The organism is [Clostridium] aminophilum (assembly GCF_900101295.1).
Taxonomy (GTDB): domain Bacteria; phylum Bacillota; class Clostridia; order Lachnospirales; family Lachnospiraceae; genus Clostridium_R; species Clostridium_R aminophilum_A.
This window is the reverse complement of the sequence record NZ_FOIL01000041.1, coordinates 1-24,533: the sequence shown is the minus strand read 5'-3', so window position 1 is coordinate 24,533 and position 24,533 is coordinate 1. Positions and strand designations below refer to the sequence as shown.

Annotated in this window: 20 protein-coding genes; 3 read left to right on the top strand and 17 right to left on the bottom strand. The window is 50.8% G+C overall.

Translation table 11 applies throughout. The features are described 5' to 3' along the window. Positions 1-157: 157 nt before the first annotated feature. The 4 genes from yajC to BMW41_RS10585 form a co-directional block, all read right to left on the bottom strand. On the bottom strand, positions 158-433 hold the full coding sequence (yajC, locus tag BMW41_RS10600; RefSeq protein ID WP_031473200.1) for a preprotein translocase subunit YajC: 276 nt from the start codon (positions 431-433) through the stop codon (positions 158-160). Between the two features lie 39 nt (positions 434-472). Continuing rightward, complete coding sequence (gene tgt / locus BMW41_RS10595; protein ID WP_074650058.1) at positions 473-1,609, bottom strand: tRNA guanosine(34) transglycosylase Tgt; 1,137 nt, start codon at positions 1,607-1,609, stop codon at positions 473-475. Positions 1,610-1,861: 252 nt separating this feature from the next. Further along, entirely contained in the window at positions 1,862-4,288 is a 2,427-nt protein-coding gene (gene secD, locus BMW41_RS10590) for a protein translocase subunit SecD (protein ID WP_083378907.1), read from the bottom strand. A 148-nt stretch (positions 4,289-4,436) separates the two neighbouring features. Next, positions 4,437-5,726, bottom strand: a complete 1,290-nt coding sequence (locus tag BMW41_RS10585; RefSeq protein WP_074650056.1) for an HlyC/CorC family transporter — start codon at positions 5,724-5,726, stop codon at positions 4,437-4,439. Positions 5,727-5,929: 203 nt separating this feature from the next. On the opposite strand from BMW41_RS10585, the gene BMW41_RS10580 reads away from it, so the two are divergent. Continuing rightward, on the top strand, positions 5,930-6,811 hold the full coding sequence (locus BMW41_RS10580; protein WP_074650055.1) for an acetate and sugar kinases/Hsc70/actin family protein: 882 nt from the start codon (positions 5,930-5,932) through the stop codon (positions 6,809-6,811). Here the strand turns inward: BMW41_RS10580 and BMW41_RS10575 are convergent. The 10 genes from BMW41_RS10575 to cas1 all read right to left on the bottom strand — a co-directional run bounded on the left by BMW41_RS10575 (position 6,753) and on the right by cas1 (position 17,578). Then, a complete protein-coding gene (locus tag BMW41_RS10575; RefSeq protein WP_083378905.1) occupies positions 6,753-7,268 on the bottom strand; it encodes a signal peptidase II in 516 nt (171 codons plus the stop codon). The genes BMW41_RS10580 and BMW41_RS10575 overlap by 59 nt on opposite strands. A 277-nt stretch (positions 7,269-7,545) precedes the next feature. After that, positions 7,546-8,739: an ABC transporter permease gene (locus BMW41_RS10570; protein ID WP_330386982.1), complete on the bottom strand. Its 1,194-nt coding sequence runs from the start codon at positions 8,737-8,739 to the stop codon at positions 7,546-7,548. After that, on the bottom strand, positions 8,733-9,443 hold the full coding sequence (locus BMW41_RS10565; protein WP_074650060.1) for an ABC transporter ATP-binding protein: 711 nt from the start codon (positions 9,441-9,443) through the stop codon (positions 8,733-8,735). The genes BMW41_RS10570 and BMW41_RS10565 overlap by 7 nt, the downstream gene beginning before the upstream one ends. A gap of 247 nt (positions 9,444-9,690) precedes the next feature. After that, a complete protein-coding gene (locus BMW41_RS10560; RefSeq protein WP_074650054.1) occupies positions 9,691-11,469 on the bottom strand; it encodes an efflux RND transporter periplasmic adaptor subunit in 1,779 nt (592 codons plus the stop codon). Between the two features lie 22 nt (positions 11,470-11,491). Then, on the bottom strand, positions 11,492-12,613 hold the full coding sequence (locus tag BMW41_RS10555; protein WP_074650059.1) for an S-layer homology domain-containing protein: 1,122 nt from the start codon (positions 12,611-12,613) through the stop codon (positions 11,492-11,494). 223 nt (positions 12,614-12,836) lie between these two features. Further along, entirely contained in the window at positions 12,837-13,487 is a 651-nt protein-coding gene (locus BMW41_RS10550) for an SGNH/GDSL hydrolase family protein (RefSeq protein ID WP_074650053.1), read from the bottom strand. 74 nt (positions 13,488-13,561) lie between these two features. Then, positions 13,562-15,175 (bottom strand): S1C family serine protease, encoded by a 1,614-nt coding sequence (locus BMW41_RS10545; RefSeq protein WP_074650052.1) that lies wholly within the window; start codon positions 15,173-15,175, stop codon positions 13,562-13,564. A gap of 208 nt (positions 15,176-15,383) precedes the next feature. Then, positions 15,384-16,337, bottom strand: a complete 954-nt coding sequence (locus tag BMW41_RS14615; RefSeq protein ID WP_074650051.1) for a CAP domain-containing protein — start codon at positions 16,335-16,337, stop codon at positions 15,384-15,386. 287 nt (positions 16,338-16,624) lie between these two features. Next, positions 16,625-16,813 (bottom strand): CRISPR-associated endonuclease Cas2, encoded by a 189-nt coding sequence (gene cas2, locus BMW41_RS15420; RefSeq protein ID WP_074650050.1) that lies wholly within the window; start codon positions 16,811-16,813, stop codon positions 16,625-16,627. Between the two features lie 168 nt (positions 16,814-16,981). Further along, entirely contained in the window at positions 16,982-17,578 is a 597-nt protein-coding gene (gene cas1 / locus BMW41_RS10530) for a type II CRISPR-associated endonuclease Cas1 (protein ID WP_074650049.1), read from the bottom strand. Positions 17,579-17,830: 252 nt separating this feature from the next. On the opposite strand from cas1, the gene BMW41_RS10525 reads away from it, so the two are divergent. Both BMW41_RS10525 and BMW41_RS10520 read left to right on the top strand, forming a co-directional pair. Continuing rightward, positions 17,831-19,123, top strand: coding sequence for an ATP-binding protein (locus BMW41_RS10525; RefSeq protein WP_074650048.1), 1,293 nt, complete (start codon positions 17,831-17,833; stop codon positions 19,121-19,123). 616 nt (positions 19,124-19,739) lie between these two features. Next, a complete protein-coding gene (locus BMW41_RS10520; RefSeq protein ID WP_074650047.1) occupies positions 19,740-19,943 on the top strand; it encodes a helix-turn-helix domain-containing protein in 204 nt (67 codons plus the stop codon). Positions 19,944-20,339: 396 nt separating this feature from the next. Here the strand turns inward: BMW41_RS10520 and BMW41_RS10510 are convergent, their stop codons facing one another. From BMW41_RS10510 to BMW41_RS10500, 3 genes are all read right to left on the bottom strand, one after another. After that, on the bottom strand, positions 20,340-21,419 hold the full coding sequence (locus tag BMW41_RS10510) for a lysozyme inhibitor LprI family protein (protein WP_177171223.1): 1,080 nt from the start codon (positions 21,417-21,419) through the stop codon (positions 20,340-20,342). A 145-nt stretch (positions 21,420-21,564) separates the two neighbouring features. Next, positions 21,565-22,557 carry an ornithine carbamoyltransferase gene (argF, locus tag BMW41_RS10505; RefSeq protein WP_074650044.1) on the bottom strand — a complete coding sequence of 331 codons (993 nt, stop codon included), beginning with the start codon at positions 22,555-22,557 and terminating at the stop codon, positions 21,565-21,567. Between the two features lie 21 nt (positions 22,558-22,578). Beyond that, positions 22,579-24,533, bottom strand: a 1,955-nt coding sequence (locus BMW41_RS10500; protein ID WP_074650043.1) for an LCP family glycopolymer transferase, incomplete at its 5' end; no start/stop codon positions are given.

Here is a 24,533-nt window from a genome sequence, read left to right as displayed (position 1 = left end):
TGTCATAAATCAAGAAAAAGCAGGAAAGTCATTCACTTTCCTGCTAGTTTTTCTTTAGAGACGTCCAATAGCCAATGTTAACTTAATGACATTGCCCGCTGCCGGGACCGGTCTCTGTTATTCTTTGTCGTTCATTCCTCCCAGAGGAAACGGAGTCTTATGCCTGATTCGGCTTCTCAACCTGAACGATGGCATCCTTCTTCATCGGGATGCGGCAGTTCTTGTTGCTTCCGAACTCAACGATCACGGTGTCATCGGACATGTCAATGATCACGCCGTAAAAGCCGCTTGTTGTGAGAACACTGTCGCCCACTGCGATACTGGCCATCAGCTCTTCACGTCTCTTCTTCTCCTTGGACTGCGGACGGATCGCAATGAAATACATCAGACCAATGATGACAACAAGGTATCCTACCCAAAATACACTGTTCATTCCTCTTTCCTCCTGAATAAATATTCGTGCTGCCGTGACTTACTGTTCACCGGCTGCCATGCTTTCCAGCTTGGCTTTCTTATACTCGGCAAACCGCTGTGAATCAATGGCATCCCGAATTTCTTCCATCATTTTATTATAAAAGTACAGATTATGCAATACGCACAGTCTCATACCGAGCATCTCTTTCGCCTTGAAAAGGTGATGAATGTATGCTCTGGTGTAGGAACGGCATGCCGGACACTGGCAGCCTTCTTCCATCGGCCGGAGATCCTTTGCGTATTTCGAATTCATCAGGTTCATCTTGCCGTGATTCGTGTACACATTTGCGTGACGGCCGTTGCGGGACGGGTACACGCAGTCAAAGAAATCAATGCCGCGCTCAACGCCCTCGAGAATGTTAGCCGGTGTGCCCACGCCCATCAGATACGTCGGTTTCTCTTTCGGAAGATGCGGAACCACCTCGTCCAGAACGTGATACATCTGCTCATGGGACTCACCGACTGCCAGACCGCCGACCGCATATCCGTCCAGATTCAGCTCGGAGATCTCCTCCGCGTTTCGGATCCGGATGTCATCGATGATTCCTCCCTGATTGATGCCGAAAAGAAGCTGCTCTTTGTTGATGGTCTCCGGAAGGGAGTTCAGTCGGTCCATCTCCGTCTTGCAGCGCTTCAGCCAGCGAACGGTTCTCGCCACGGAGCGCTCCACATACTCACGGTCTGCCAGCGCCGGCGGGCACTCATCAAACGCCATGGCGATGGTGGAAGCCAGATTGGACTGAATCTGCATACTCTCTTCCGGTCCCATAAAGATCTTATGTCCGTCGATGTGGGAGCGGAAGGTTACACCTTCTTCCTTGATCTTTCGCAGTCCCGCCAGAGAGAAAACCTGAAAGCCGCCCGAATCGGTAAGAATCGGCTTATTCCAGTTTGTAAACCTGTGAAGACCGCCGAGCTCGTGAATGAGCGGATCCCCGGTACGGACGTGAAGGTGATAGGTGTTGCAGAGCATGACCTGTGTGTCAATTCCCCGAAGGTCATCGGTTGATACGGCACCCTTGATCGCCGCAACGGTTCCCACGTTCATAAACACCGGCGTCTCGATGGTGCCGTGAACTGTCTTCATGCGGGCTCTTTTCGCGCGGCCCTCTGTCGCAAGAATCTTGTATTCCATATTTTTGTCCTCCAGGCTCAAGCAGACAAGCTTGCTTGTCTATTTGAGCCGTCAATCAAAGTTTGAAAGTTTACTTTCAAACTTTTGTCCTCCAGACCCAGCCAGACAAGCCGGTGAAAAGAATGCGGACCGCCGGGGCCCGCATTCTTATGTCTTACATCTTATGTCATATTCTTAGGAAGCCCGGATATATCCGTGTTTCCCGAAAGTTTCCCTTATGCTGTATTTCAAATGACCGTTTCCGGTATCGGATCACTCCGCATCCGGTGTGTCATTCTTCGCCGCGAACGGATCCTGACCTGCTTCCTTCATCGCCGAAATCTGCATGGTCTTCTGGATCAGCGCCTGCATCTCTGCGCGCTTCTCCGCTTCTTCCTCCGCCTTTGCCTCCTCAAGGATTCTCGCACGCTCTGCCTTGAGCGCCTTTCCTCTCTCGAGAGCGGCCTGAGACTGAGCCGCTTTCTCTACGGCAGACTTCTTCGCAGCCTTCTTCTTTCCGGTTGTGATCGGCGCCTGCGGTGTCTCCTCGCGGACTTCGGTCAGGAACTCCTCGTCCTTCACCGCCTTCTTCTGGTTGAAAATGTACCAGAGAGCACTCGCGATGAGAACCGAAGACCAGGTACCGCTGACGATACCCACCATCAGAGGAGCGGAGAACTCTCGAATCGAGGATACGCCGAGAAGATACAGGATCAGTACCATGGCAAAGGTTGTCAGGGAGGTGTTGATGCTTCGGGACAATGTCTGCGTTACGGATTTGTTGATCATGTATTCGATCGTCATTCCTCTTGTGCCGAGTTTCTTATTCTCGCGGATACGGTCAAAGATAACGATGGTCGCATTGATGGAATAACCGACAATCGTCAGCATGCACGCGATAAAAGTGTTGCCGACGGACCAGCGGAGTGCCGCATATGCCGCCAGTGTGATCAGAACATCGTGGATCAGGCAGAGAACGGAGCTCGCTGCAAAGGTGACGTTCTTGAATCTTACCCAGATGTAGATCAGCATAAGAACCGTTGCCACCACTGTCGCTACCACTGCATCGCGGCGCATCTCGCTGGATACCGTTCCGGAGATACTCTCTGCCGTGATCTTCTCCTTCTCCACGCCGAAGCTGTCAGCCAGCTTTGTGTTCAGGCTTTCGCGCTCCTCGCCGTTCAGGGTTCTGGTCTTGATGATGACCTCGTTGGTTCCTGCCACCTTCTGCATCTGGATGTTGGCATCACCGGTTACTTCCTGAACCACCGGCTGAACCTTCTCATCCAGCTGTTCCAGTGTCATGTCTTCATTGAAGGCAACATTGGTGGATGTTCCGCCGAGGAACTCCATGCTGTAGTTCAGTGCATTTCTGCCCTGTGTGTGGTTGTATCCCATAAATGCGAATCCTGCCACAATGAGGGCCGCGGATACGGCAAGGAATGTCTTTCTGTGCTGGATAAAGTGAATCGGCTCACGATCTTTCTTGATGCCGAACCATTTTGCATCCTGGAAGCCGAGACCGTAGAGCGCCCACAGAATGAAGCGGGTTACAAACAGCGCGGTGATCATGGATACCAGGATACCGAGTGCCAGTGTCGTTGCAAATCCCTTGACGCTTCCGGAACCCAGCTTATAGAGTACAGCAGAAGCGATCAGGGTTGTGATATTTCCGTCAATGATCGCGGAAAGTGCCTTGCGGAAACCTTCTTTGATCGAAGCGGCTACCGGATGACCGAGACCGATCTCCTCACGGATACGGGTGAAAATGATGCAGTTTGCATCCACCGCCATACCGATGGAAAGGATGATACCGGCAATACCCGGAAGAGTCATCGTGATCTCAAATGCAGAAAGAAGAACGATGGTTACGGCAACATACAGGCAGAGCGCCAGCGATGCCGCAAGACCCGGAATCCAGTAAAATGCGATCATGAACAGCGCAACGGCAGCAAATCCGATGGCGCCGGCAAGAAGGGATGTGCGGATCGCATTCTGTCCAAGCTGAGCGCCCACCACATTGGAGCGGAGCTCTTCCAGTTCCACGCTCAGAGAACCGATACGGATGGTCGAAGCAAGATTCTGCGCCTTCTCATAGCTCTCCATTCCGGTGATGGAGCAGTGTCCGCCGGTGATCTCCGTCTGAACGATCGGAGAAGATACGATGCTTTCATCATACACAATGTAGATCGGCTTTCCGATGCTCTTTGCCGTCTCATCGGCAAATGCCTTGGTTCCGGCCTCGTCAAACGTCAGCGCAACGATGTAATCCGTCTTGCCGTTGGAATCATCGATTCCGGCCTGAGCGCTGGTGACCTGTGTTCCGTCCAGAACTTTATTGCCCTCACTGTCAAGGAATACCAGGGATCCCGGTTTGCCAAGCTCTTCCAGAATTGCGTTTGCATCGGACACACCCGGAATATCAATGTTAATCCGGTCGTCGCCTTCCTGATATACCTGTGCCTCCGTACTGTAGTTCTGAACTCGCTGCTGGAGCTTATACACGGTATCTGCCATATTCTCCGCAGACGGTGCGGTTTCTCCCTTAGCCTGATAGGTGATGGATACACCGCCGGCCAGATCCAGACCAAGCTTGATTCCGCTGCCGGTCATCGTCGTGTAGCCGAAATACCCAAACAGACAGATGACGGCAAGTGTCAGAAACAGCTCAATAAAACTTCTTGCTCTGCTCTTTTTCATGTCTTGTCCCTTGTTCTCCTTCGTTTTTTTCTTCATACTGTGTGCATCTCAGCTAAGTGCTCTGCACAAATAGAGCAGGAAGCGGCTTCCGCCTCCTGCTCCGACATCATGAAATTATATCATAGACCCCTGTCAACTGCAAGAAAATCTAATCTTCCTGCATCTTTGCGGCAATGTGTTCCGGCAGGAAAAGCCGCACCCGATCAATCCGGTTTCCCCTCACCCGATCGGCCACGATCCGGATACCGTCCACCACTACCGTCTCATCCTGCTTCGGAAGGTGTCCCAGAATTCCGATCATCAGTCCGCCGATGGAATCGTAATCTTCCGACTGCAGGCTCAGCTTCAGCCGGTCATCGATATCGTCAAGATTCATGGAGCCCTCGATCAGATACTCTCTCCGTCCGACTTTTCGGAGATTGTCGTCCTCATCTGCATCGTACTCGTCGTGAATCTCGCCGACGATCTCCTCCAGAATATCCTCCATCGTGATCATTCCGCTGGTAATGCCGTATTCATCCAGAACGATGACGATATTGATATTCTTCCGCCGCATCTCCAGCATCAGATCCGAGATGTTTTTCTGTTCAAACGTGTACTCGGGTTTCCGCAGATACTGCCGGAGTTCAAACGTTTCCGGCTTCACTCCGTCCGCGCCCTTGAGAAAAATATCCTTGATATTCAGAATTCCGATGACATTGTCAATGGTGTCCTCATAAACCGGAAAGCGGGTGTATTTCTCCTCCCGGAAAATCTCCATCAGATCCCCGTATCCGTTTTCAACATCAATCGCCGTCATATCGACTCTCGGAACCATGACGTCCCTGACCACCGCGTCGCCGAAATCGAACACGTTGTTGATCATGGTCTTCTCGTCTTCCTCGATCTCACCCTCCTGATGACTCACCTCAACCATAGTGCGCAGCTCATCCTCGGTGATGGTATCCCCTTTCCGGTTCGTGTCCACATTCATGAGTGTGAGAACGATCTTTGCCAGCCGGTTTACGATAAAGATCAGCGGCCGCAGCAGAATCATCAGAACATGAATCACCCCTGCCACATGCAGGGAAATGTCTTCGGCCGCAAAGGTTGACGCGGTCTTCGGCGCGATCTCGCCGAACACCAGCACCATCAGCGTCAGAATACCGGTCGCCGCTCCGACCGCCCTGCTTCCCCAGAAATCCGCAGCAAGCATGGCCGCCAGCGCAGATGCATACATATTGACGATATTGTTGCCGATCAGAATCGCACTGAGCATCCGGTCCGGCATTTCCAGAATCCGGAGAACCCGTTTTGCCCTGCGGTCACCCGTGTCCGCAAGATTTCGAATCCGGATCCGGTTTACCGTGGTCAGCGCGGTCTCCGCAGATGAGAAAAATGCCGACAGAAAAAGCAGTGCCGCCAGCACACACAATCGAGTGATATCTTCTGTACTCAATGATCGATTTCCTCCTGTGAATTGTCATTGGAATCACATCGGAAACAATATATAATATTCATATTACCGTGTCAAATCCGCTTGCGGACAGCGCATTTTTTCCGGCCCCCGGCACGAGCAGGATTCTTTCCTCAAATCCGGGATATCCATAAAGCCGGGACATCCGTGTCCGGCTTCAGCCCGGAAAAAGAAAGGATCTTTATATGAATATCACCATCGGAATTGATATCGGCGGTTCCACAACCAAGGTTGCCGCCATGGACGAGGCACAGACGCTTCTCGGAACCCTTCAGGTCAGCGGATCCGACCCGATCACTACAGCCTACGGCGCACTGGGACATTTTCTCCGCAAGTACGGCATGAGACTGGGTCAGGTCAAAAAAATCGCCCTCACCGGACAGCGGGCAACCTTTTTTCACGATGATATCTACGGAATTCCGACCTTCCACAGCGACGAGCTTCTCTCTGTCGGCAGGGGCGGTCTTCACCTGGCGGGCCTCAGCCGTGCTCTTGTGGTGAGCATGGGAACCGGCACCGCTTTTGTGCGCAGCGACCGCACCATCGAATCGGAGAACGAGACGGACATCTTCCGTCACATCGGCGGCAGCGCCCTGGGCGGCGGAACCCTGATGGGACTGGCCGGCCGTATGCTTCAGGTAAGGAATTTCGACACCCTCAACCAGATGGCGCAGCGCGGCGACTACCGCCGGGCAGACCTCATGGTCTCCGATCTGCAGGACGGTGACGGTGCGCCGCTCAGCGGGGATCTCACTGCATCCAACTTCGGAAAGATCCGGGACGATGCCGGCGACGACGATATCGCTGCCGCCCTCTTCCACCTGATCTACGAGAACACCGGCGTCTTCTCCGTCTTTGCCCTCTCCGGAGACTCGATCCGGGATGTCGTAATCACCGGTTCTCTCGCCGAACTGCCGCAGGCAAAAAGCGCTTTTGACGTCTTTAACCGCATGCCGGACATCTTCCGCACACGCTTCATCCTTCCGGACCACGCAGCCTATGCTCCTGTCATCGGAGCTCTCCTTGATCCGCGGATGCTGAATCGACAGCTTTCCGATGATCTCTGACAAACACCGACACGGTCGTCAGAATATTTCCGAGTAATACGCCCACATCGCCCAGATTGAAGACCACCTTGTCCACGATCTTACGGTCGATGGAGAGATAATCCACCACATATCCTTTCCGCAGGCGGTCCAGAAGATTGCTGAGCCCGCCTGCCGTGATCAGCGTCCACGCTGTCCGGTCGGCCGCCGTCGCGTGTTTTTCACTCATGACTCGTGCCAGCACCCCGGCGGCGGCGCTGGTCATCACAAGCGGGATCATCTTTACGATCTGCGGATAATTCCGGAGAAAACCAAAGGGGAATCCATCGTTGTGATTCCGATAGAGTTTCAGCAGATTCCCGGTGTGCCGGGCCTTCCGCGGATACCGTTCCGGATCATCCCGCTCCACCATCTGTTTCAAAATCTGATCTGCGCCGAACAGTCCTGCACCCAACAGCATGTATTTCCAACATTTCATGTTTTTGTCCTCCAGGCTCAAGTAGACAAGCTGGCTTGTCTATTGAGCCGTCAATCAAAGTTTGAAAGTTTACTTTCAAACTTTTCCTCCGATCTCCGGCCCTGCGGCCGCGGCCGTGTTCCGGATTCGCGCGATCCGTATGACATCATTCATTGTATCATACTTTTGTCCTCCAGGCTCAAGCAGACAAGCTGGCTTGTCTATTTGAGGCCGGATCCCCTCCCGGAAATCCGGCCTCGCCGTGTATGGAAAATGATTTTTCGCTATGTCTCCGCGTTCAATCGCTCCGCAGTGCATCGATGGGGTTCAGTCTGGACGCTCTTGCCGCCGGCATATATCCGAACAGAAGCCCGATTCCGACTGAAACGCCGAAGGATACCAGAATCGAGCCCGGTGTCGCCGAGGCATCGATGTCCATCACCGCTTTTCCGACAATTTTGGTCAGAATGCAGCCGAGGGTAATTCCGATCAGTCCGCCCATCATACTGGTCACCGCCGCCTCAATGACAAACTGCTGCAGAATGGTTCCCCGCTTTGCGCCGAGAGATTTGCGGATACCGATCTCCCTTGTTCTCTCCGTGACGGACACCAGCATGATATTCATCACACCCACGCCGGCAACCAGAAGGGAGATTCCGGCGATGCCGCCGAGAAGAAGCGACATCATGCTGATCATGGAATTCATGGAATCCAGCATTTCCGACATGGCGGTTATCTTATAGAGATCTTCGTTTTTCATGATCGGATACAGGAAATCCCCGATCAGCGTCTTCACCAGATCCGTCTGCGACGTATCGCGCATGGTAAACACGTAGCTGCCGACGGTGCCGTTCCGGGACAGTTTCAGTGCCGCTGTATACGGAAGGTAGACAAAATCATCGCTTCCGCCCTCCTCCAGCTCATCGCTCTCACTGGTCTGACGTTCCACCACGCCGACGATCGTGTAACTCTCACCGTTGATCCGGATGTTCTCGCCGGTGGCTGCCGACGGCGTCTTAAAATACTCTGTCGCAAGGTAATAGCCGATTACGCAGACCTTTGACCGGGAGGTGATATCCGCATACTGGATAAACCGTCCCGCCTCCAGATTTTTCCCGATGATATCCAGATAATCCTCGCTGATACCCGTGACGGAAGTCGAGTCCAGCGACTCATTTCCGATCTTTACCGTTCCGCCGGAGATGGGCACCGACGGCGACATCCCGTCAAAATATGCCTCATTGTCCTCATAAAACTCATACATCCGGTCGACGTCAACCGACCGCGTCCGCAGATTTGTGATGCTGACATTGATCCGGTTCGTTCCCATACTCGCGAACTGTTCCGTCATATAAGACATCTGACCGTTGACCAGACCAACCAGAATGATCACCGCTGCCACGCCGATGATGATTCCGAGCATCGTCAGGAACGAACGCATCTTATTGCTCCATATACTCCGGATGGCCAGCAGAAAAGACTGTACTAACATGCGATTTCTCCCGTTTCTGCCGTTTTCACGCGGGTGCTCTCATCTTCCAGAAGAGCCGCGTATTCCGCGGAAGTTCCGTCAAAAGTAATTTTTCCGTCCATCACGCGCACCACTCTCTTGGCTTGCACCGCGATGGAGTTGTCATGGGTGATCATGACGATTGTGTTGCCCTCTTCGTTCAGTGTCTGCAGAAATCCCAGCACCTCCCGGCTTGTTCTGGAATCCAGAGCGCCCGTCGGCTCATCCGCCAGAATCAGCGACGGATCACCGGCCAGTGCCCGGGCGATGGAGACACGCTGCTGCTGACCTCCGGAGAGCTGGGAGGGATGATTCATCCATTTGTCGGCAAGACCGACCCGCTCCAGCGAAGCCATCGCGCGCGCTTTCCGTTCCTCCGGGGCGATCCCCGCATAGAGAAGCGGGAGTTCCACATTGCCCAGAAGATTATCTCTGGGAAGAAGGTTGTACTGCTGGAAAATGAAGCCGATGGTCTTATTCCGGATCTCGGCCAGCTCGTCATCCGACATATGGCTGACATCCTGACCGTTGATGAGATACTGGCCTCTCGTCGGCACATCCAGCGCTCCGATGATGTTCATGAGTGTGGATTTTCCGCTTCCGGATTTTCCGACGATGGCGACAAACTCTCCCTTCCGGATCTTTAACGAGACCCCGTCGGAGGCATGGATTTCTTCGTCGCCCATCCTGTAAATCTTATAGATATCCCGAAGTTCGATCAGCGGCGCATTGAGTTCCCGCCCGGCTCCGTTGGCGTTTTCCGGAGCCGTTTTCTTTTTTCCAAAACCGAACATGTTCAAACCTCCGCTTCTGTGTTTTTCTTATTGTCAGCGAATTTTTATGATCCGGCGGGATATGTCCGCTGTCTTATCGCCTGCCGCGTCTGTCCCGCCATGTTCTTCTCTGTCCTGTCAGATGCCGCGCTTTTCCGGTTTATCCCATCGGACCGCCGCTGCGGCCTGATCCTCCGCTTCTTGAACCGCCGCCGGAGCCGGAACCGCCACCGGAACCTCCTCCGGACGGGCCGCCGGAGCCGCCGCCGAAGCCTCCGCCCGGCGCGCCGCCCATTCCCGGCATTCCTGTCATCTCATTGGACGACCCTACTGAACTCTGGGTGATGTAGATCTCGTCGCCTTCCTGCAGATCACCTTCTTTAATCTCCACATAATCATCACTGGTAAGGCCTGTCTGAACTTCCACTTTCCGGAATCCTGCCGGGACATTGCCCTTCGCTTCCGTCACGGAATCATCCTTCACATAGACCGCATTGCCTCTCTGCAGGGCATCCACCGGAACCGCCAGCGCATTATCCACCGAATCCAGAATGATCACGCCCTCGACGTTCATTCCCGGAAGGAGGTCTCCGTACTCGGTCATCGTGACGGTAACCGGATAGTTGGTTACACCGTTGCTGGTGGAACCCACCATGCTGACATTGGTGACCTCGCCTTCAAAGGTCTGACCCTCAAACGCATCCGCGGTCACTTCCACCTTCTGTCCGACTTTGACATTGGTGATATCCACCTCATCAATGCTCATCTCAAAAGTCACCGTGGAGAGATCATAGATCACCGCCAGCGTCGTGGTGCTGTTGCTGCTGCCCTTGATCTTATCACCGACTTTTGTGTTCTTGGTGATGACCTTGCCGGAAATCGGCGCGGTGATTGTATAATTATCATAACTGTCCTGTGTGGAATCCAGTTTGCTCTGGGCACTCTCCACGGACGACTGGGCGCTGTCCACCGAGTCTTCATACTTCTCAAGGATTTCTTTCACATCCTCCGCATCGATGGAAAAGATCGGCGTTCCGACGGTAACATAATCGCCGACATGGACGAGAACTTTGCTGCAGACTACGCTGGAATCCAGATCCGCGCTCATGTCCGAATCGGAATCCGCGGTAAAGGTGCCGTCGCCGCTGGAAGCATAATCGCCGACCACCGCCGTCGCCGCCGTCGTCTCGGTCAGTCCTCCCGGGTTCTCCACCGAGATCTCGACATAGCGGACAAGTCTGCCGCCGTCCAGAGTTTCATCCCGGGAACTGACCGCCGTCACGGTTCCGCTGATCTCCTCCAGCGTATCGCTCAGAGTGAGGACCGCGCTCTGGCCGACCGAGATCTGCATTGCCTCCACATTCAGGAACGGCAGACGGATCGACATATTGTTATCGTTGTAAATGGTCGCGATCGTCGAATTGCTGCCGACCTTGTCTCCGTCCGAAATCTTTAATTCCTTGATATATCCGGATTTTGTGGCCTTGTAGGTATTGCCGCTGTACTTCGACTGCGCTTTCGCCAGGTCGCTGACCGCCCGGCTGTAACTCTTGTTGGACCGATTCAGCGTATTGTTCGCACTGCTCAGCTGGGAATCCATCGAGGATGCATCGATCCGATAGAGCACATCTCCCTTTTCCACGGTATCTCCGGCTTCAAACGTGCACTCGATCACCTCGCCTTCCGCCAGCGAAGTGATGGAATACGTATCCTTCGGTGAAATGGTTCCGGAGGAGGAAAGTGTCTTCTGAATGTTCTGCCGTGAGACAGCGGAAGTCTTTACGCTCTTCGATCCGCTTCCTGCTTTTTTGCTGTTTGCCGCATAGAGTGCACCGCCGACGGAGCCGGCCGCAATCAGGACGGCAAGCGCGATCGCCGTTTTCCGGTGTTTGATTCGTTTCAGACGTTCTGCTGCATTTTTAAAAAATGTAAATTTCATTGCCATCCTGCTCCCCGTCCGCTCAGTCCGCATAACTTATGACATATTTCTTCTCATTTCCGTCGCTGTCGGTCTCGGACTTCCAGACAATGGAAATGTTGTCGTCGATCTCCAGACTTCCGTATACCGAGAACGCAAACTGCATATCGCTGCTGTCGATGTAATAGATCTCTCCGTCCAGCGAAATGGACGTCGGAACCATGATGTCTGTCGATCCGTAATAGATCGCATCCAGATTTCCGTGAGCCGCGCCCATCTGCGTTTCCCCGTCTTCTCCGGTAGTTCCTTCCTCCGAGTATGCATAAACCATCTTGCTCTTTGTGTTGTAGTAGATCAGGCAGACGCCGTCATCGGCCGCATCCTCGATCTGGGACTTCGTGCTCGGCTCGCCGTTGAGATAGAACGATGCATCCGATACTGAGAACGGCACGATCCCGCTGATATGTTCTCCATCGCTCAGGGTATACGGTCCTTTGAGATCGCTCTTGAGGGACTCAAGAAGATTGATCTCTCCGTCATCGGTCAGCTTGTAGCCGAGCACCTGCGCGTAGACCGTCGAGCTTGTCTTTGTTTTATTTTCATTATCCTTGGTATTGGTATCCAGAAGATTGTAGAACAGATGCACGCAGTCGGACCAGGTCAGCGTATCGGAAATCCCTTTTCCGACATCCTCATTGAGTCCGATGGCGTTAAATTTTGTCATCCGGTTCATGGTGACATTGCCCGTGAAATCGTCGTTGGTGTATCCCAGCAGCGTCATGAGTGCCTTTGCGGCGTCGAGCATTTTCACCGGCTCATCCGGCTTGAAATTTCCGCCGAGATATCCGGTCATCCAGCCTTTTTCCGCTGCCACGCGGATATAATTGCAGTAGGGATGATCTGCCGCGACATCGGCGTACAGCGCGATGCCGGTCTCGGTTCCGATGGAATCGTGATAGGAAGACGCCTGCACCAGCATTTTGGCAAACTCCCCTCTCGTGATGGTTCCCATCTCATTGGAGGTTCTCGTGAGAATGCCTGCGGCCACGACCACTTTCTTCTGCATCGCGTAGTTGGAGGACGCCAGCACGGTGAGCGGATTCATGATTCCGACAACGGTCACCATCCCCAGAGCTCCGGCTGTATATCGAATTGCATTTCTCATAATGAATACCCCTTTTCTGATTCCAATCCGTCCGAGAGTTTTCGGACCCGCAATCATTTTCTGTTTATCTCTCTTACGAAGATGTAATGATTTTATCGGTGAAATGTGTTCAAAATCGGGGCAAAATGTGGAAATTTTGTGAAATATCTTTTTGAAAACAAAAAAGACCGGACCGCATCCCGTGACGAAAGTCACAGGCGTCAGTCCGATCAATTCCGGCATTTTATCGCGGCCTTTTTTTCTCCTCACACCGGATAACCTTACAGAGTTCCTCCGCCAGCACACGATGCCCTTCGGGCGTCAGGTGAAGGGAATCAAACTCCGAAGGAGAGACATACTTTGCCGCATTGAAAAATACACAGCCCTTCCGGTCGGCAACTCTCTGATAGCATTCCGGAAACTTTCCGGACTCTGCCACGGCGGTTTCACAGAACGCTCCGAAGAACGGAGATCGCCGTATCCCTGTTCCGATCTCCGGCGGCGATACCAGAATAATCGTCGGCACAAATCCCTGTTTTTCCGCAGTAAAACTCCTGATCACATCGACCAGAGTCCCTGCGCCGTCCGCAATTTCCCGGGCTGTCAGGTGAAACGTTTCCTTGAGATCATTGCTGCCAAGCATCAGGATCACGATATCCACCGGCTTATGGGAATTCAGACAGGGTTTCAGATAATCCAGTCCATTCTTCCATCCGTCGATCGGGTCATCGTGAATGGTGGTCCGCCCATTGCATCCTTCTTCAATCACCGCATACTCATCTCCGAGAAGCAGCTGAAGGCGTCCCGGATACCGGACGTTTTTGGGATAACGCATTCCGGTTTCCGGCACATATCCATACGTATTGGAATCTCCATAACAAAGAACTGTTTTCATTGCTCATTCCACCTGTCGCACATTTCCAAAAAAATGAATTCGGTCCGAACAGCCGTATTCAGCGGACTGATTTCTTACGGCTGCCCGTTCTTTTTCGCGTTCTCCGCGTCCTTCCGGTAGCTGAGAGTGATCTCCACTTCCTTTTCCTGATAAACACGGTTCTCATCCTCACGCATAATGGTCACCTTGACCGTCTCGCCGCCGTGATAATAACTAACCAGCTTCTGCAGATCCTCCCCTGTTCGAACCGTCTCGCCGCCGAATTTTACGATGACGTCCCGCTCCTTCAGGTCCGACTGCTCCGCGGCGAAACCCGGGATAATGCGGTAGACATACACGCCCTCCGGAAGATTATAATTCCGTGCGGTGACCGCATCGATATTGGACATCTGAATTCCGATGTATGCTCTCTGATCCTCCGGAACCGGCACTTTCGTCTTCTTGGTCATCAGATCATCGATGATGGTCTTGGCCTGAGAGATCGGAATCGCAAAACCGACGCCCTCCACATCCGTGCGGGAATACTTCGCCGAATTGATTCCGATCAGTTCGCCCTTCCGGTTCAGCAGCGCACCGCCAGAATTTCCCGGATTGATGGCCGCATCAACCTGAATCAGCGTTCGGGTCGTTCCGTTCTGCATCGGAATCTTTTTGTTCAGCACGCTGACAACGCCGCTAGTCACCGACTGACCCTGACCGAGTGCATTTCCGATAGCGATGACCCGCTCGCCGAGTTTCAGCGAATCAGAATCTCCCATGACCGCGACTTTGATCTTTCCTCTGGTTTCTTCCGGAATATTCTCCATCGCAACCGCGATCACCGCGAGATCGGTATTCGGATCCGTTCCCTTGACCGCCGCCTCCACAGAAGTTCCGTCGTGGAAGGTCACGGTCAGTTTCTGACTGTCCGCCACAACATGATTGTTGCTGATCAGAAGCAGTTCACTGTCGTTCTCTGCCGCAATGATACCGGATCCCGAGCCGCTCGCGCGATAGGTCTGCGGACCGAAGAACCAGTCATTCTGCGTGATGGTCGTCTGAGTATTGATCGCCACCACCGACGGAATCGCATTTTCCACAATCTCCGATACATCATAGAGATCCGTTCCGGTCTCCGTGGAACCGATGGCAGCACCCGCCGCAGAATCCGCCGACGGATCTTTTGTCTCCGGCTGTGACTCTTCCAGAATCAGCGGAGCTGATGTCTCTTTTGCGGCATCGGAGGAAAACACTCTCTTCGCCGCCTGATTAACGCCGAACATGGTTCCGCCGGCGACAACACCGAAGAGGATTCCGGACACAAGGATTCCAAGCACTTTTTTTCCGGTATTGGTCTGCTGAACAACCGGCGGCTGCGGAACCGGTCCGTCCTGCCATCCGGTCTGACTCTCAAAATCGTTGATCGGATGACCGATGTAACGGGAATTGGCAAATCCGCCGAACTGCGTTCCCTGCTCACTGCTGTTCCAGGAGCCGCCTCCCGCACTGTTTTCCGCAGGTGCCCTGCCCGCGCCGGAGTCCTTACCACCGGCAGCAGTATCTGACACAGTATCCCGGTCTGTGCCGGCGCCGGAAACCGCATCATCCGGTGCACAGCCGTCGTGTTCTATGTTTTCCATGTTTTCCGTGCAGCCCATGTTGCCCATGTTTCCCATATCTTTTTCGTATTCATCTCTCGGATCCGTCATAGCACACTCCTCCCATTTTTTATATGTTGTCCTGATTATAACGCTTCTTTGTGTCCAAAGTGTGTTTATTATCTACAGCAAAACGCCGCCGTCCCTTTACGGCAGTGTTCATAAGACAGTAACGCAAAATGAGCACTGTCGCGGTGGATTGGCAAAAAAAGAACCATCCCTTTCTCGAATGTGAGAATTGGATGGTTCTTTTCACGATTTAAAAGGCGTAATCAGAAGCGAGGCTATCGTAATCAATACCGTAAGAACTCTTAACACGGTTGTTATCAGAATCATCAGATTTTCTGCTATAACTACGTGTTCCGAAGATCTGGACCCAGTAGAGCTTTCCATTTACTTCCACGACACCAACTCCAGTATCCGTATAAGCTCTATTTAAGAGAGTTTTCTTGTGATTAGAAGATGCTAACCATGCTTTCACAGCTGCTTCGGGCGAATTACGTCCTTTAACGAGATTTTCGCCGCATTTTTTGTAATCATAGCCATAATCCTTCATCATATCAGCACATATAAAAGATCCATCGATGTCATCATGACTATAGTTTTCAACAATATCTACTGCACGTTCCTGTGCGATATCCATTAGTGTTGAGTTTTCTTTCAGCGGAGCGGATCCATGCTCTACTCGAACTTCATTGATCAGATCAATGACCTGATCTGCATAATCACATAAGGTATTATTATCAAGAGAAACATCCTTAATGCTATCAACATCCTCATTGTTAGCTGATATAGTTTTTTGGGATGCGTTAGCATTGCTGCTCTTACTTTCCTGATCCGGAACCCATACGCCAGTTGCATTAACAAAATAACCATCCGGTGTCGTAGCCTTCCGGAGCATTGCACCGCCATTTTCCGGAGAAAGGTAATACCATTTCCCATCGATTTGCTGCCAACCAGTCAACATCGCACCGTTTGCCTGATCAAGATAGTACGTATTGTAACCATCCTGGACAAACCCTGTGGCCATTTTACCATCTGCATTCAGGTAATACCAATTACCGTTATCCTGAACCCAACCGGTCTTATTTAGACCATTCTCCTGATAGTACCAGGTTGTTCCATCTGAAACCCATCCGGCAAAAGCTGACGAAGCAGAAAATAAAGAAATCATCGCTCCAACAACAACCGTTAAAAGTTTTCTCTTATACATTACATATCTCCTTTTATACAAATAAGCTTTTCACGAGCGTCACAATTTGAAACAGCACTCCACCCCATACTAATATAGCCCCGATACAACATTCTATTTCAAGGTATTTTCCCAAATTACATATTTTTTTATATTTGACAGAATTGTTTTTTTTGATCTTTTTAATGTTTTGTTGAACGACCCTCCAAATTTGGAGGGTCGTATTTGTAGCATATCTTGTATTTTAAATACAACCTTCTTCAAGATATTGATCAGTTTGATACCACAACATCATGTTCATGGATTCATTATAGCATGATGTGACAGTTCGTACCAACGGTGTTTTCTTGTTCATCAGGACAGCCGGTCAAATAAGTAATATTGGCATATTGTTTTTCGGTAAGTCGTAGGATTCTTACTTCTCCCGTCGCGGGAGCATACTCTTTCAGTCGGTCAAAATGCTTTTGGGCAGTTTTTCTGTTGGTAGTAATGCGCATAAAGACTTCGGGTGCTATTCGAAGATACCCGTCTTTTATTAAGAAACTTCCTGAGATTTGTGTATGCTGTTTTTGTACCCCACTTATCGGTTGGAGTCAGGATTGCAAGTATTCTCATTCTGTTATTCCCTCCATGCTTTCTATTGAAATCACTGTTGGCAAAACGAGTTATTCTTCTGATTCATGCATCAGTATCCGCTTATAGCTCTCGGACATAAGCTCTATTGCATACAGAACGCTTACTTTAGTCCCGTTTACCAGGCATGCATTATGCAGCACATAAGCCAACGAAGACCGCTCAGCTTTAGTGAGCCACTCGTTTGTACCTATGTTTTCATGGGCCACCAAATCTACCAATGCCCTAAATGGTTCGATAAGATCATCGACAAGATTAAAGGCATTGAGCTGATTGTTATGATGTATACCGAATGCCGGATGACAGCCAACAGTTACAATTGCTCTTGCGATTGCACTTCTTACAACAGCATATCCATAATTTAATCGGCTGTTTACAGGGTCATCATTTCTTCGGTTCAGTCCTTCATGATAAAACTGAAAATAGTCTTTTGCGGCTAAGGATTCCGACGAGTCTATGTCTTCCTTTTTCATCTGCTGTGCATATATTCCGATCTTTTCTGCTCCGGGACATCCCAGCAAGGATAGAACTCTTGATTGATTCGATATCTTTTGTTTTATAATCTGAAACCAAAGCTTGTTATATTCTTCTTTGCTAAACTGTACCTGCTGATGGATTTGTGATTTCAAGTGTTCTGAATGACATTGCTTGCCTCCTTCTACTGTTATTTGTGCTAACTACTACAAGAAGTATATCATGGTCTTTTTATTTACCTTTTTTGACCCTTTTTGACTGCCCTCTCGAGACAATCCCTTAAATTACTGCCACAAATCTGTAAAATATTATATCACATATATGTAAGGCGTTCAGCATCACAAATGTAAAATAGGGTTGCACATATATGTTAAATAAAGTATAATCATCCTTGAGGTGAATAACATATGGATAATACAGAAAAGATATATCGCAACCGAATAACTGATTCCGCGTTAGAACTAAAGCTCGAGGCTTTTGGCGCAACATTAATCGTGGGACCAAAGGGCTGTGGAAAAACAACAACTGCAAAGCATTATGCAAATAGCTATATAGAGTTTCAAGATGAAGATACACGAGAAAGGCTTTTGTCCGTTGCCGAAAACATGCCTTCAAAGCTTCTGATCGGAGATAAACCAAGGCTGTTTGACGAATGGCAGGATGCTCCGAAGATTTGGGGAGCAATACGTAAAAGCGTGGACGACTCCGGATTAAAAGGTCAGTATATCCTTACCGGCTCATCTTCCCAGAAGGTTGAAACGGCTCATACCGGAACACTGAGGATTTCAACACTTCGTATGTTTCCTATGAGTCTGTATGAGAGCGGCGAGTCTTCGGGTACCGTTTCGCTTATGGATCTTTTTGAAGGAAAGGATATCGAATGGGAAGAGTCTAAGCTGACGATTGACGACCTGATCTATGCTATCTGTCGTGGCGGATGGCCGCAAAGTATTGATGTCAAGAACAGGGAAGCTGCGCTTTCTATCGCATCTGATCTCTTTTATCAGACTTGCCATACTGATATTTCTAATATCAGCCATGTTAAAAGGAATCCTTTATGGGCAGAACGCCTGATAAGATCCTATTCAAGAAATATATGTACTTTGGCAGAAACAAAAACCATTTTTTCAGATACTTCGCAGGCAACGGGAATATCAAAGCCTACTTTCTATGATTATTTCCATGATCTTGAAGATTTATACATAATAGACGAACTCCCTGCATGGTGTCCCGCAATCCGTTCAAAAGAAGCAATCAGATCCGGTAATAAAAGAAATCTAGTGGATCCATCCATAGCAGTAGCAGCACTTGGTCTTTCGCCTGACTACTTCAATACCGATTTCAAGACCTTAGGTTTCCTTTTTGAGTCATTATGTATCAGAGACCTAAAGATTTATTCCTCCGGAATGAACGGAGAAGTCTCATATTACCATGATCGCTATGGTTTGGAAGCGGACGCAGTGCTTCATCTTAAGGATGGGCGATATGCTCTGATAGAATTCAAACTCGGAAGTAAAGAAATTGATAAGGGCGCCGAACATCTATGCAAGATAGAAAGACTCATTGAAGAGTACAACAAAAAGGAAAAACAGGTCCCGCTAAGATTGCCGGATCTTAAGCTTGTCATAACCGCGACTGAATATGGTTATAAGCGTGAAGACGGCGTATATGTTATTCCTATTGGATGTCTGAAAAATTAGCCCCAAACTATAATCAAAAAAATATTTAATATTCATTGGAACACATGGAACATTTCACCTATTTTCGCGTCGTATATAAATGGGAGGAATGGATCCCGCTTAAGAAAGGAGGTGGACAAGATGCAAAATAGAAACAGACAACATAATGAAAGCGGGTATCTGATGCTTAACGGCCCGGATGATACTCTTTGGTTTCCCAGATCTTCAAACAAATCGTGGCTGACCTTGTTCTACCTCTTACCTAAAGAACTGATACGGAAGCAGGAACATCTTTTGATGTAGCCGACAGCAATGACTATTTCGAAGATGCCATTAACAGACTTTCATGGGAACAGTTTCTTTCTACACTTCCAGAAAAGGATCAGGTGATTATCCGACTAAAGAAGGAAGGTTATACTGACCAGGAAATCGCAGATAAGGTCGGATATAAAACCCACAGTGCCGTTGTTAAGCGGATAAAAAAGATTGCACAGCTATTAGAGGATTACAGCAAGAAAGAACATAACGAATACTGTAAGACATTTGAGTAAAAATTCGTTCTACCGTAACAGGCAGCTCTCACTACGAGGGCTGTTTTATTATGCTCAAAAATAAAAAAACGAAGGAGGATAACAACATGAGCAATGAACTATTTCAAAATCTGCCGGATATCATTGATGCAAAGATGCTGGCAGAAACACTATCCATCTCAAAGTCGGGCGCATATGCTTTGATGAATGAGAAGGATTTCCTCACTCTCAAGATTGGAGGAAGAAAGCTTGTCACCAAACCGGATCTTATCGAGTGGATTGCAAAATGTACGGAAAGGCAGGTGATGTAAATGAGAGTTTCTCAGTATGAACAAATGTCTTGTTTTTTAAGAGCAAGTATCGACCATGGTACCAAATTCGCGTCCTGCTCATTTGCCACATGGTCAGCTACTTGTTGGGGAGTGCCTTCCCCCCCTGCTTAGGTCGCCAATTATGGCGGCATTTTTATTCCGCAAAATGCGGAACCATCAAACCTGTGATCAAAGTCTCTGCCGCAAGTGATGAGTTTCTTGATGTGCTCGGAAAGATCTTAGCAGAGCTCGGTAAGAATGGAAGCAATCTTAATCAGATAGCAAAAGTTCTGAATGAATTTCATACTCCCTATTGTACGAAAATGAAGATACAAAGACAACGACCAAGTATGAAACAGATAAGGAACAGCTTCGGGGCAGCGGCTCCTTAAAGCATCAAAGCACAAACTCAAACCGGAATCTGTCTCCCGGCTGGAATCCGTTTCCGGCTTCCGCCTTCGTCACTTCAAAAGAAGCACCCTTCCATCCGTCAATTGTGATGATACCTTCTGTCTTTTTGTCATCGGAGACAAATGCAAGCGTTCCCTTTCCGCGCTCGGAAAAGGTTCCGCAGAGACTTCCGGTCCGATGAATTGAAATCAATGCTTCATTGTCATTTTCCCAGCCCTGACGAAGTACAAGGGAGCTGTAGATCTCTCCGGTTCCCTGATTGTCCACATAGGTCCCGTAGATGTCCTTTTCCGGAATTGTGAATTTTTCATTCCGAACCGCCGCCAGTTCCTCCGCAAGCAGATAGACTCTGTTTTCCGTGATGCCTTTCAGATAACCGGATTCCAGCATCGGATACATACTGCCGCCGTCCTCCGCCGGACCGATATTCAGAATGACCGCCTCTTTCTTCATGGCATTCCAGTTTCTCTGCTCTTTCAGAACCCGATCAACCGTACTCTTCGGAGCACTCTCACGGAACCTTCCCCAAAGACTGTTCAGCTCGTCATCCCACAGTTCATAGGACCACTCTGCGACGTAATTGAGTTCGACCTGAGCCTGCGCGGCAGAGAACACTTCGTCATACTGTTCGGAGAGCTTCTGAATCTTCCGGAGTTCTTCCTGCAGCGTGGCAGAATGGGTTGCTGTGGAGGCGACTTTTGACTTTATTTCGCCGGAATAATCATGTGAGAGATCCAGTTCCGCCGATGTTTCACCGGTGCTGTCTTCCTCTTCCGAAGAAGCACTCCCGGAAGCCCCCTCGCTGTCACCGGAGAGCTGTGCCGATTCCGATGTCTTATCATGATCCGATACCAAAGACGCTTCCGCGTCACTTCCCGCTTCCGCCGTGCTGACGGTTTCATCCGCCGTTTTCTCCGCCGGTGTCTGTGCCGCCGCAGAGGATGCTGCCATTCCGGCCGCTGCCCCGCATGCGGAAAGAACCATTACTCCGGTCAGAACACCACACGTCAGAATGCTCCGTACCCTTGTTCCGGACCTTCTCTCTCTGTTTCTTTCACGCTTCATGTCCATGCCTCTCTTCCTTCCGGCAGCCGTCGCGGGCCGGGATCGGTCAATACCGGTAATCCGAATAGGAACGCCCGGTATAATCTGTTGTGTTTCCCTGGGAATCCTCCATCACTTCACCGCGGTCCGCATACCATATGTGTTGTCAGCAAAGAGTTGCATAAATCACAGCCTTGATCGTATGCATGCGGTTTTCCGCCTCATCGAACACAATGGAACGGTCGGACTCGAAGACCTCGTCCGTCACCTCCATCTCAGTAATTCCGAACTTTTCGGCGATCTGGGCGCCGATAACGGTCTTGGTGTCATGGAAGGACGGAAGGCAGTGCATGAAGACAGCGCTTTCTTTCGCATTGTCCATCGCTTTCCGATTTACCTGATACGGTGTGAGAAGACGGATCCGCTCTTCCCACACGGTATCCGGCTCGCCCATGGAAACCCAGATATCGGTGTAAATGACGTCGGCATCCTTGGTTCCCTCGTCCACACTCTCCGTCAGACGGATCGAACCGCCGGAAGCAGCCGCGATCTCGTTCGCTGTATTCACCAGAGCTTCCTCCGGCCAGAGTGCCTTCGGTCCGCAGGCGGTGAAATGAAGCCCCATCTTCGCACATACGATCATCAGGGAGTTGCAGGTATTGTTTCTGCAGTCGCCCATCAGGGTCAGGTTCAGGCCTTTCAGATGGCCGAATTTTTCTTCAATCGTGAGCATATCCGCCAGCATCTGTGTCGGATGGAACTGATCGGTCAGTCCGTTCCACACCGGAACGCCGGCATAAGCCGCAAGCTCTTCCACAATCTTCTGGTCGAAACCGCGATACTCAATGCCGTCGTACATACGGCCGAGAACCCGGGCCGTATCGGCAATACTCTCCTTTTTTCCCATCTGACTGCTGCCCGGATCAAGGTAGGTCACGCCGAGTCCGAGATCGTGTCCTGCCACCTCAAAAGAGCATCTGGTGCGCGTCGAGGTCTTCTCGAAGAGAAGGACGATGTTTTTTCCCTCAAGATACCGGTGCGGTACACCGTTTCGCTTCATACGCTTAAACTCTGCCGCCGTATCGAGCAGATAGCGGATTTCCGCCGGTGTGTAATCGAGAAGTTTCAAAAAGTTTCTGCCTCTGACATTTACGCCCATAGTGACTCTCCTTTTTCATAATTATGCTGTTTTCTTTGCAGACTTCGCGGTTTTCGCGGTCTGCTGTGTCTTGGAAGCGGCCTTCTGCGTCTTGGTTTTCGAAGCCGATGACGTCTTATTCGCGGTCTGCTTGGACGTGGATGCCGCCTTCGCTGATGTCTGCTTGACAGTTGTTGCCGCCTTCGCTGACGTCTGCTTAGCGGTCGATGCCGCCTTCGCTGACGTCTGCTTGACGGTGGATGCCGCCTTCGCTGACGTCTGTCCGGAAGACGATGCCGTCTTATTGGTCTCGGCTGCCCTTGCTGCTGATGTTTCCTGTACGGCAGCGGTCTTGGCCGAAACGTTTTCCGCCTTCTCCCCGGCAGTCTTCGCTTCCTCTTTCGTTTTCTCCTTCATCTCCGCGACATTGGTCACCTCGGAGACATGTTTGCTGATTGCCTGAACCGTCTCGGACGGCGCGTAATCATCCACATCAAACAGGAATTTATGGAGAAGCGTGACGTTGGAGGCAAGTGTCGCCGGAGCAACCACCGAACCTCTTCCCTTCACTCTCGAAAGCTTGTTGTTTTCCGGGAAGCCATAGCTTCCCGCGATGTGATAGTGACCGACATTGGCCGCCATGCGAAGCGCATCGCTCACATCCGCGCTGGTCGCCACTTCCGGAAATACCGTTTCAACCAGCGAATTCAGGGTGGAAAGATCCGCCTTCTTCATTTTCTCCAGCGCAAGCTGGATGACAGTCCTCTGGCGCTCGGTGCGCTTGAAATCGCTGTCCATCAGACGAAGCCGGCCGTATGCCACCGCCTGCACGCCGTCAAGGTGATTCATTCCCGCCTCTTTCAGCTGATGCGATCCGATTCCGGTCGCTTCAACCGTCTCCGAGATAAATGCGTTGATGTAGAAGAACTCGTCCTTTGTGATTTCCACATCAATTCCGCCGAGAATGTTGATCGCCTGTGCGACTGCCTTCCAGTTGAAGGTTACATAATCGTCGATGTTCACATCTAGATTCCGGTTCAGCGCCCACACCGAACTCTCCGGTCCTCCGCTCTGATAGGCCGCATTGAGCTTGTTATACACCTTGTCCGACACCTTCATGTATGTGTCGCGGTAGACGGAAACCAGCCGGATATCTCCGGTATCATGGTTGATGCTGACAATCATGTTGACATCCGCATTGGTGCCTTTTCCGAGATTGCTGTCACGGCTATCCACACCGAATACCGCCACGGTCCAGTATCCCTTCATGCGGGCCATAGTGTCCGCGCTCAGGCCGGTATTGGCGATATTGCTCCGGTTCCACGGAAGACGCTGAATCAGATCCAGCTTTCCCTGGGTGTAGACATACCCTACCGCAAAGATCACGGAGACAAACAGAAAGAGGCCGAGAAGGATTCCGAAAAATCCTCCCTTTTTCTTTTTCCGGCGGATGCGCTCCTGCGCAGCCTGTGCCATCCTGCGATCCGCGTCTTTCTTCTCCCGCTCACCGTCAAATGCGGGGCGTTTGCCGGCATCCCCCCTTGATGGAGAATGTTTCGGAGAAACGGAAACCTGCAGACCGTCTGCCGGCCGAACCGATTCCCCGGTGTTCTTTGTACTGCGGTCAAATGTTTCCTCATCCACCGGCACTTTTTCCGCTGACATTTTTTCCGCAGAAGTTTTCCCGGCCGACACTTTCCCGGCGGTTTTTCTTTCCGCTGCAGTCTTTCGGACCGGTTCAGCATCCCTGCGGTGATTCTTCGTCTTCGCGGACGCATCGCGGATCATTTTCTTCTTTCCGGAATGTGTTTCCTGTGCCGGTTCCGGCGGATAGACCTCATCCTTCCACGCTCTTCTTCTCACCGGAAGATCAATGGAAAGTTCTGTCCCCTCCTCTTCCCGGCGGATCGGTCTCTCGATTTCCACCGGTTTTCTTGACGCCGGAAGGTCCACTGACACTTCCTCTCTTCGCCGGACCGGGCGGGCCGGTCTCTCGC

Bases quoted from the DNA above. Each gene is read 5' to 3' on its own strand.
- BMW41_RS10525 (WP_074650048.1), top strand. From the start codon at position 17,831: ATGGATAATACAGAAAAGATATATCGCAACCGAATAACTGATTCCGCG.
- yajC (WP_031473200.1), bottom strand. From the start codon at position 433: ATGAACAGTGTATTTTGGGTAGGATACCTTGTTGTCATCATTGGTCTG.
- BMW41_RS10520 (WP_074650047.1), top strand. From the start codon at position 19,740: ATGAGCAATGAACTATTTCAAAATCTGCCGGATATCATTGATGCAAAG.
- BMW41_RS10580 (WP_074650055.1), top strand. From the start codon at position 5,930: ATGAATATCACCATCGGAATTGATATCGGCGGTTCCACAACCAAGGTT.
- secD (WP_083378907.1), bottom strand. From the start codon at position 4,288: ATGAAAAAGAGCAGAGCAAGAAGTTTTATTGAGCTGTTTCTGACACTT.
- BMW41_RS10550 (WP_074650053.1), bottom strand. From the start codon at position 13,487: ATGAAAACAGTTCTTTGTTATGGAGATTCCAATACGTATGGATATGTG.
- BMW41_RS10575 (WP_083378905.1), bottom strand. From the start codon at position 7,268: ATGAAATGTTGGAAATACATGCTGTTGGGTGCAGGACTGTTCGGCGCA.
- BMW41_RS10545 (WP_074650052.1), bottom strand. From the start codon at position 15,175: ATGACGGATCCGAGAGATGAATACGAAAAAGATATGGGAAACATGGGC.
- cas2 (WP_074650050.1), bottom strand. From the start codon at position 16,813: ATGCGCATTACTACCAACAGAAAAACTGCCCAAAAGCATTTTGACCGA.
- BMW41_RS10570 (WP_330386982.1), bottom strand. From the start codon at position 8,739: ATGTTAGTACAGTCTTTTCTGCTGGCCATCCGGAGTATATGGAGCAAT.
- BMW41_RS10510 (WP_177171223.1), bottom strand. From the start codon at position 21,419: ATGAAGCGTGAAAGAAACAGAGAGAGAAGGTCCGGAACAAGGGTACGG.
- BMW41_RS10565 (WP_074650060.1), bottom strand. From the start codon at position 9,443: ATGGGCGACGAAGAAATCCATGCCTCCGACGGGGTCTCGTTAAAGATC.
- argF (WP_074650044.1), bottom strand. From the start codon at position 22,557: ATGGGCGTAAATGTCAGAGGCAGAAACTTTTTGAAACTTCTCGATTAC.
- BMW41_RS10555 (WP_074650059.1), bottom strand. From the start codon at position 12,613: ATGAGAAATGCAATTCGATATACAGCCGGAGCTCTGGGGATGGTGACC.
- BMW41_RS14615 (WP_074650051.1), bottom strand. From the start codon at position 16,337: ATGTATAAGAGAAAACTTTTAACGGTTGTTGTTGGAGCGATGATTTCT.
- tgt (WP_074650058.1), bottom strand. From the start codon at position 1,609: ATGGAATACAAGATTCTTGCGACAGAGGGCCGCGCGAAAAGAGCCCGC.
- BMW41_RS10560 (WP_074650054.1), bottom strand. From the start codon at position 11,469: ATGAAATTTACATTTTTTAAAAATGCAGCAGAACGTCTGAAACGAATC.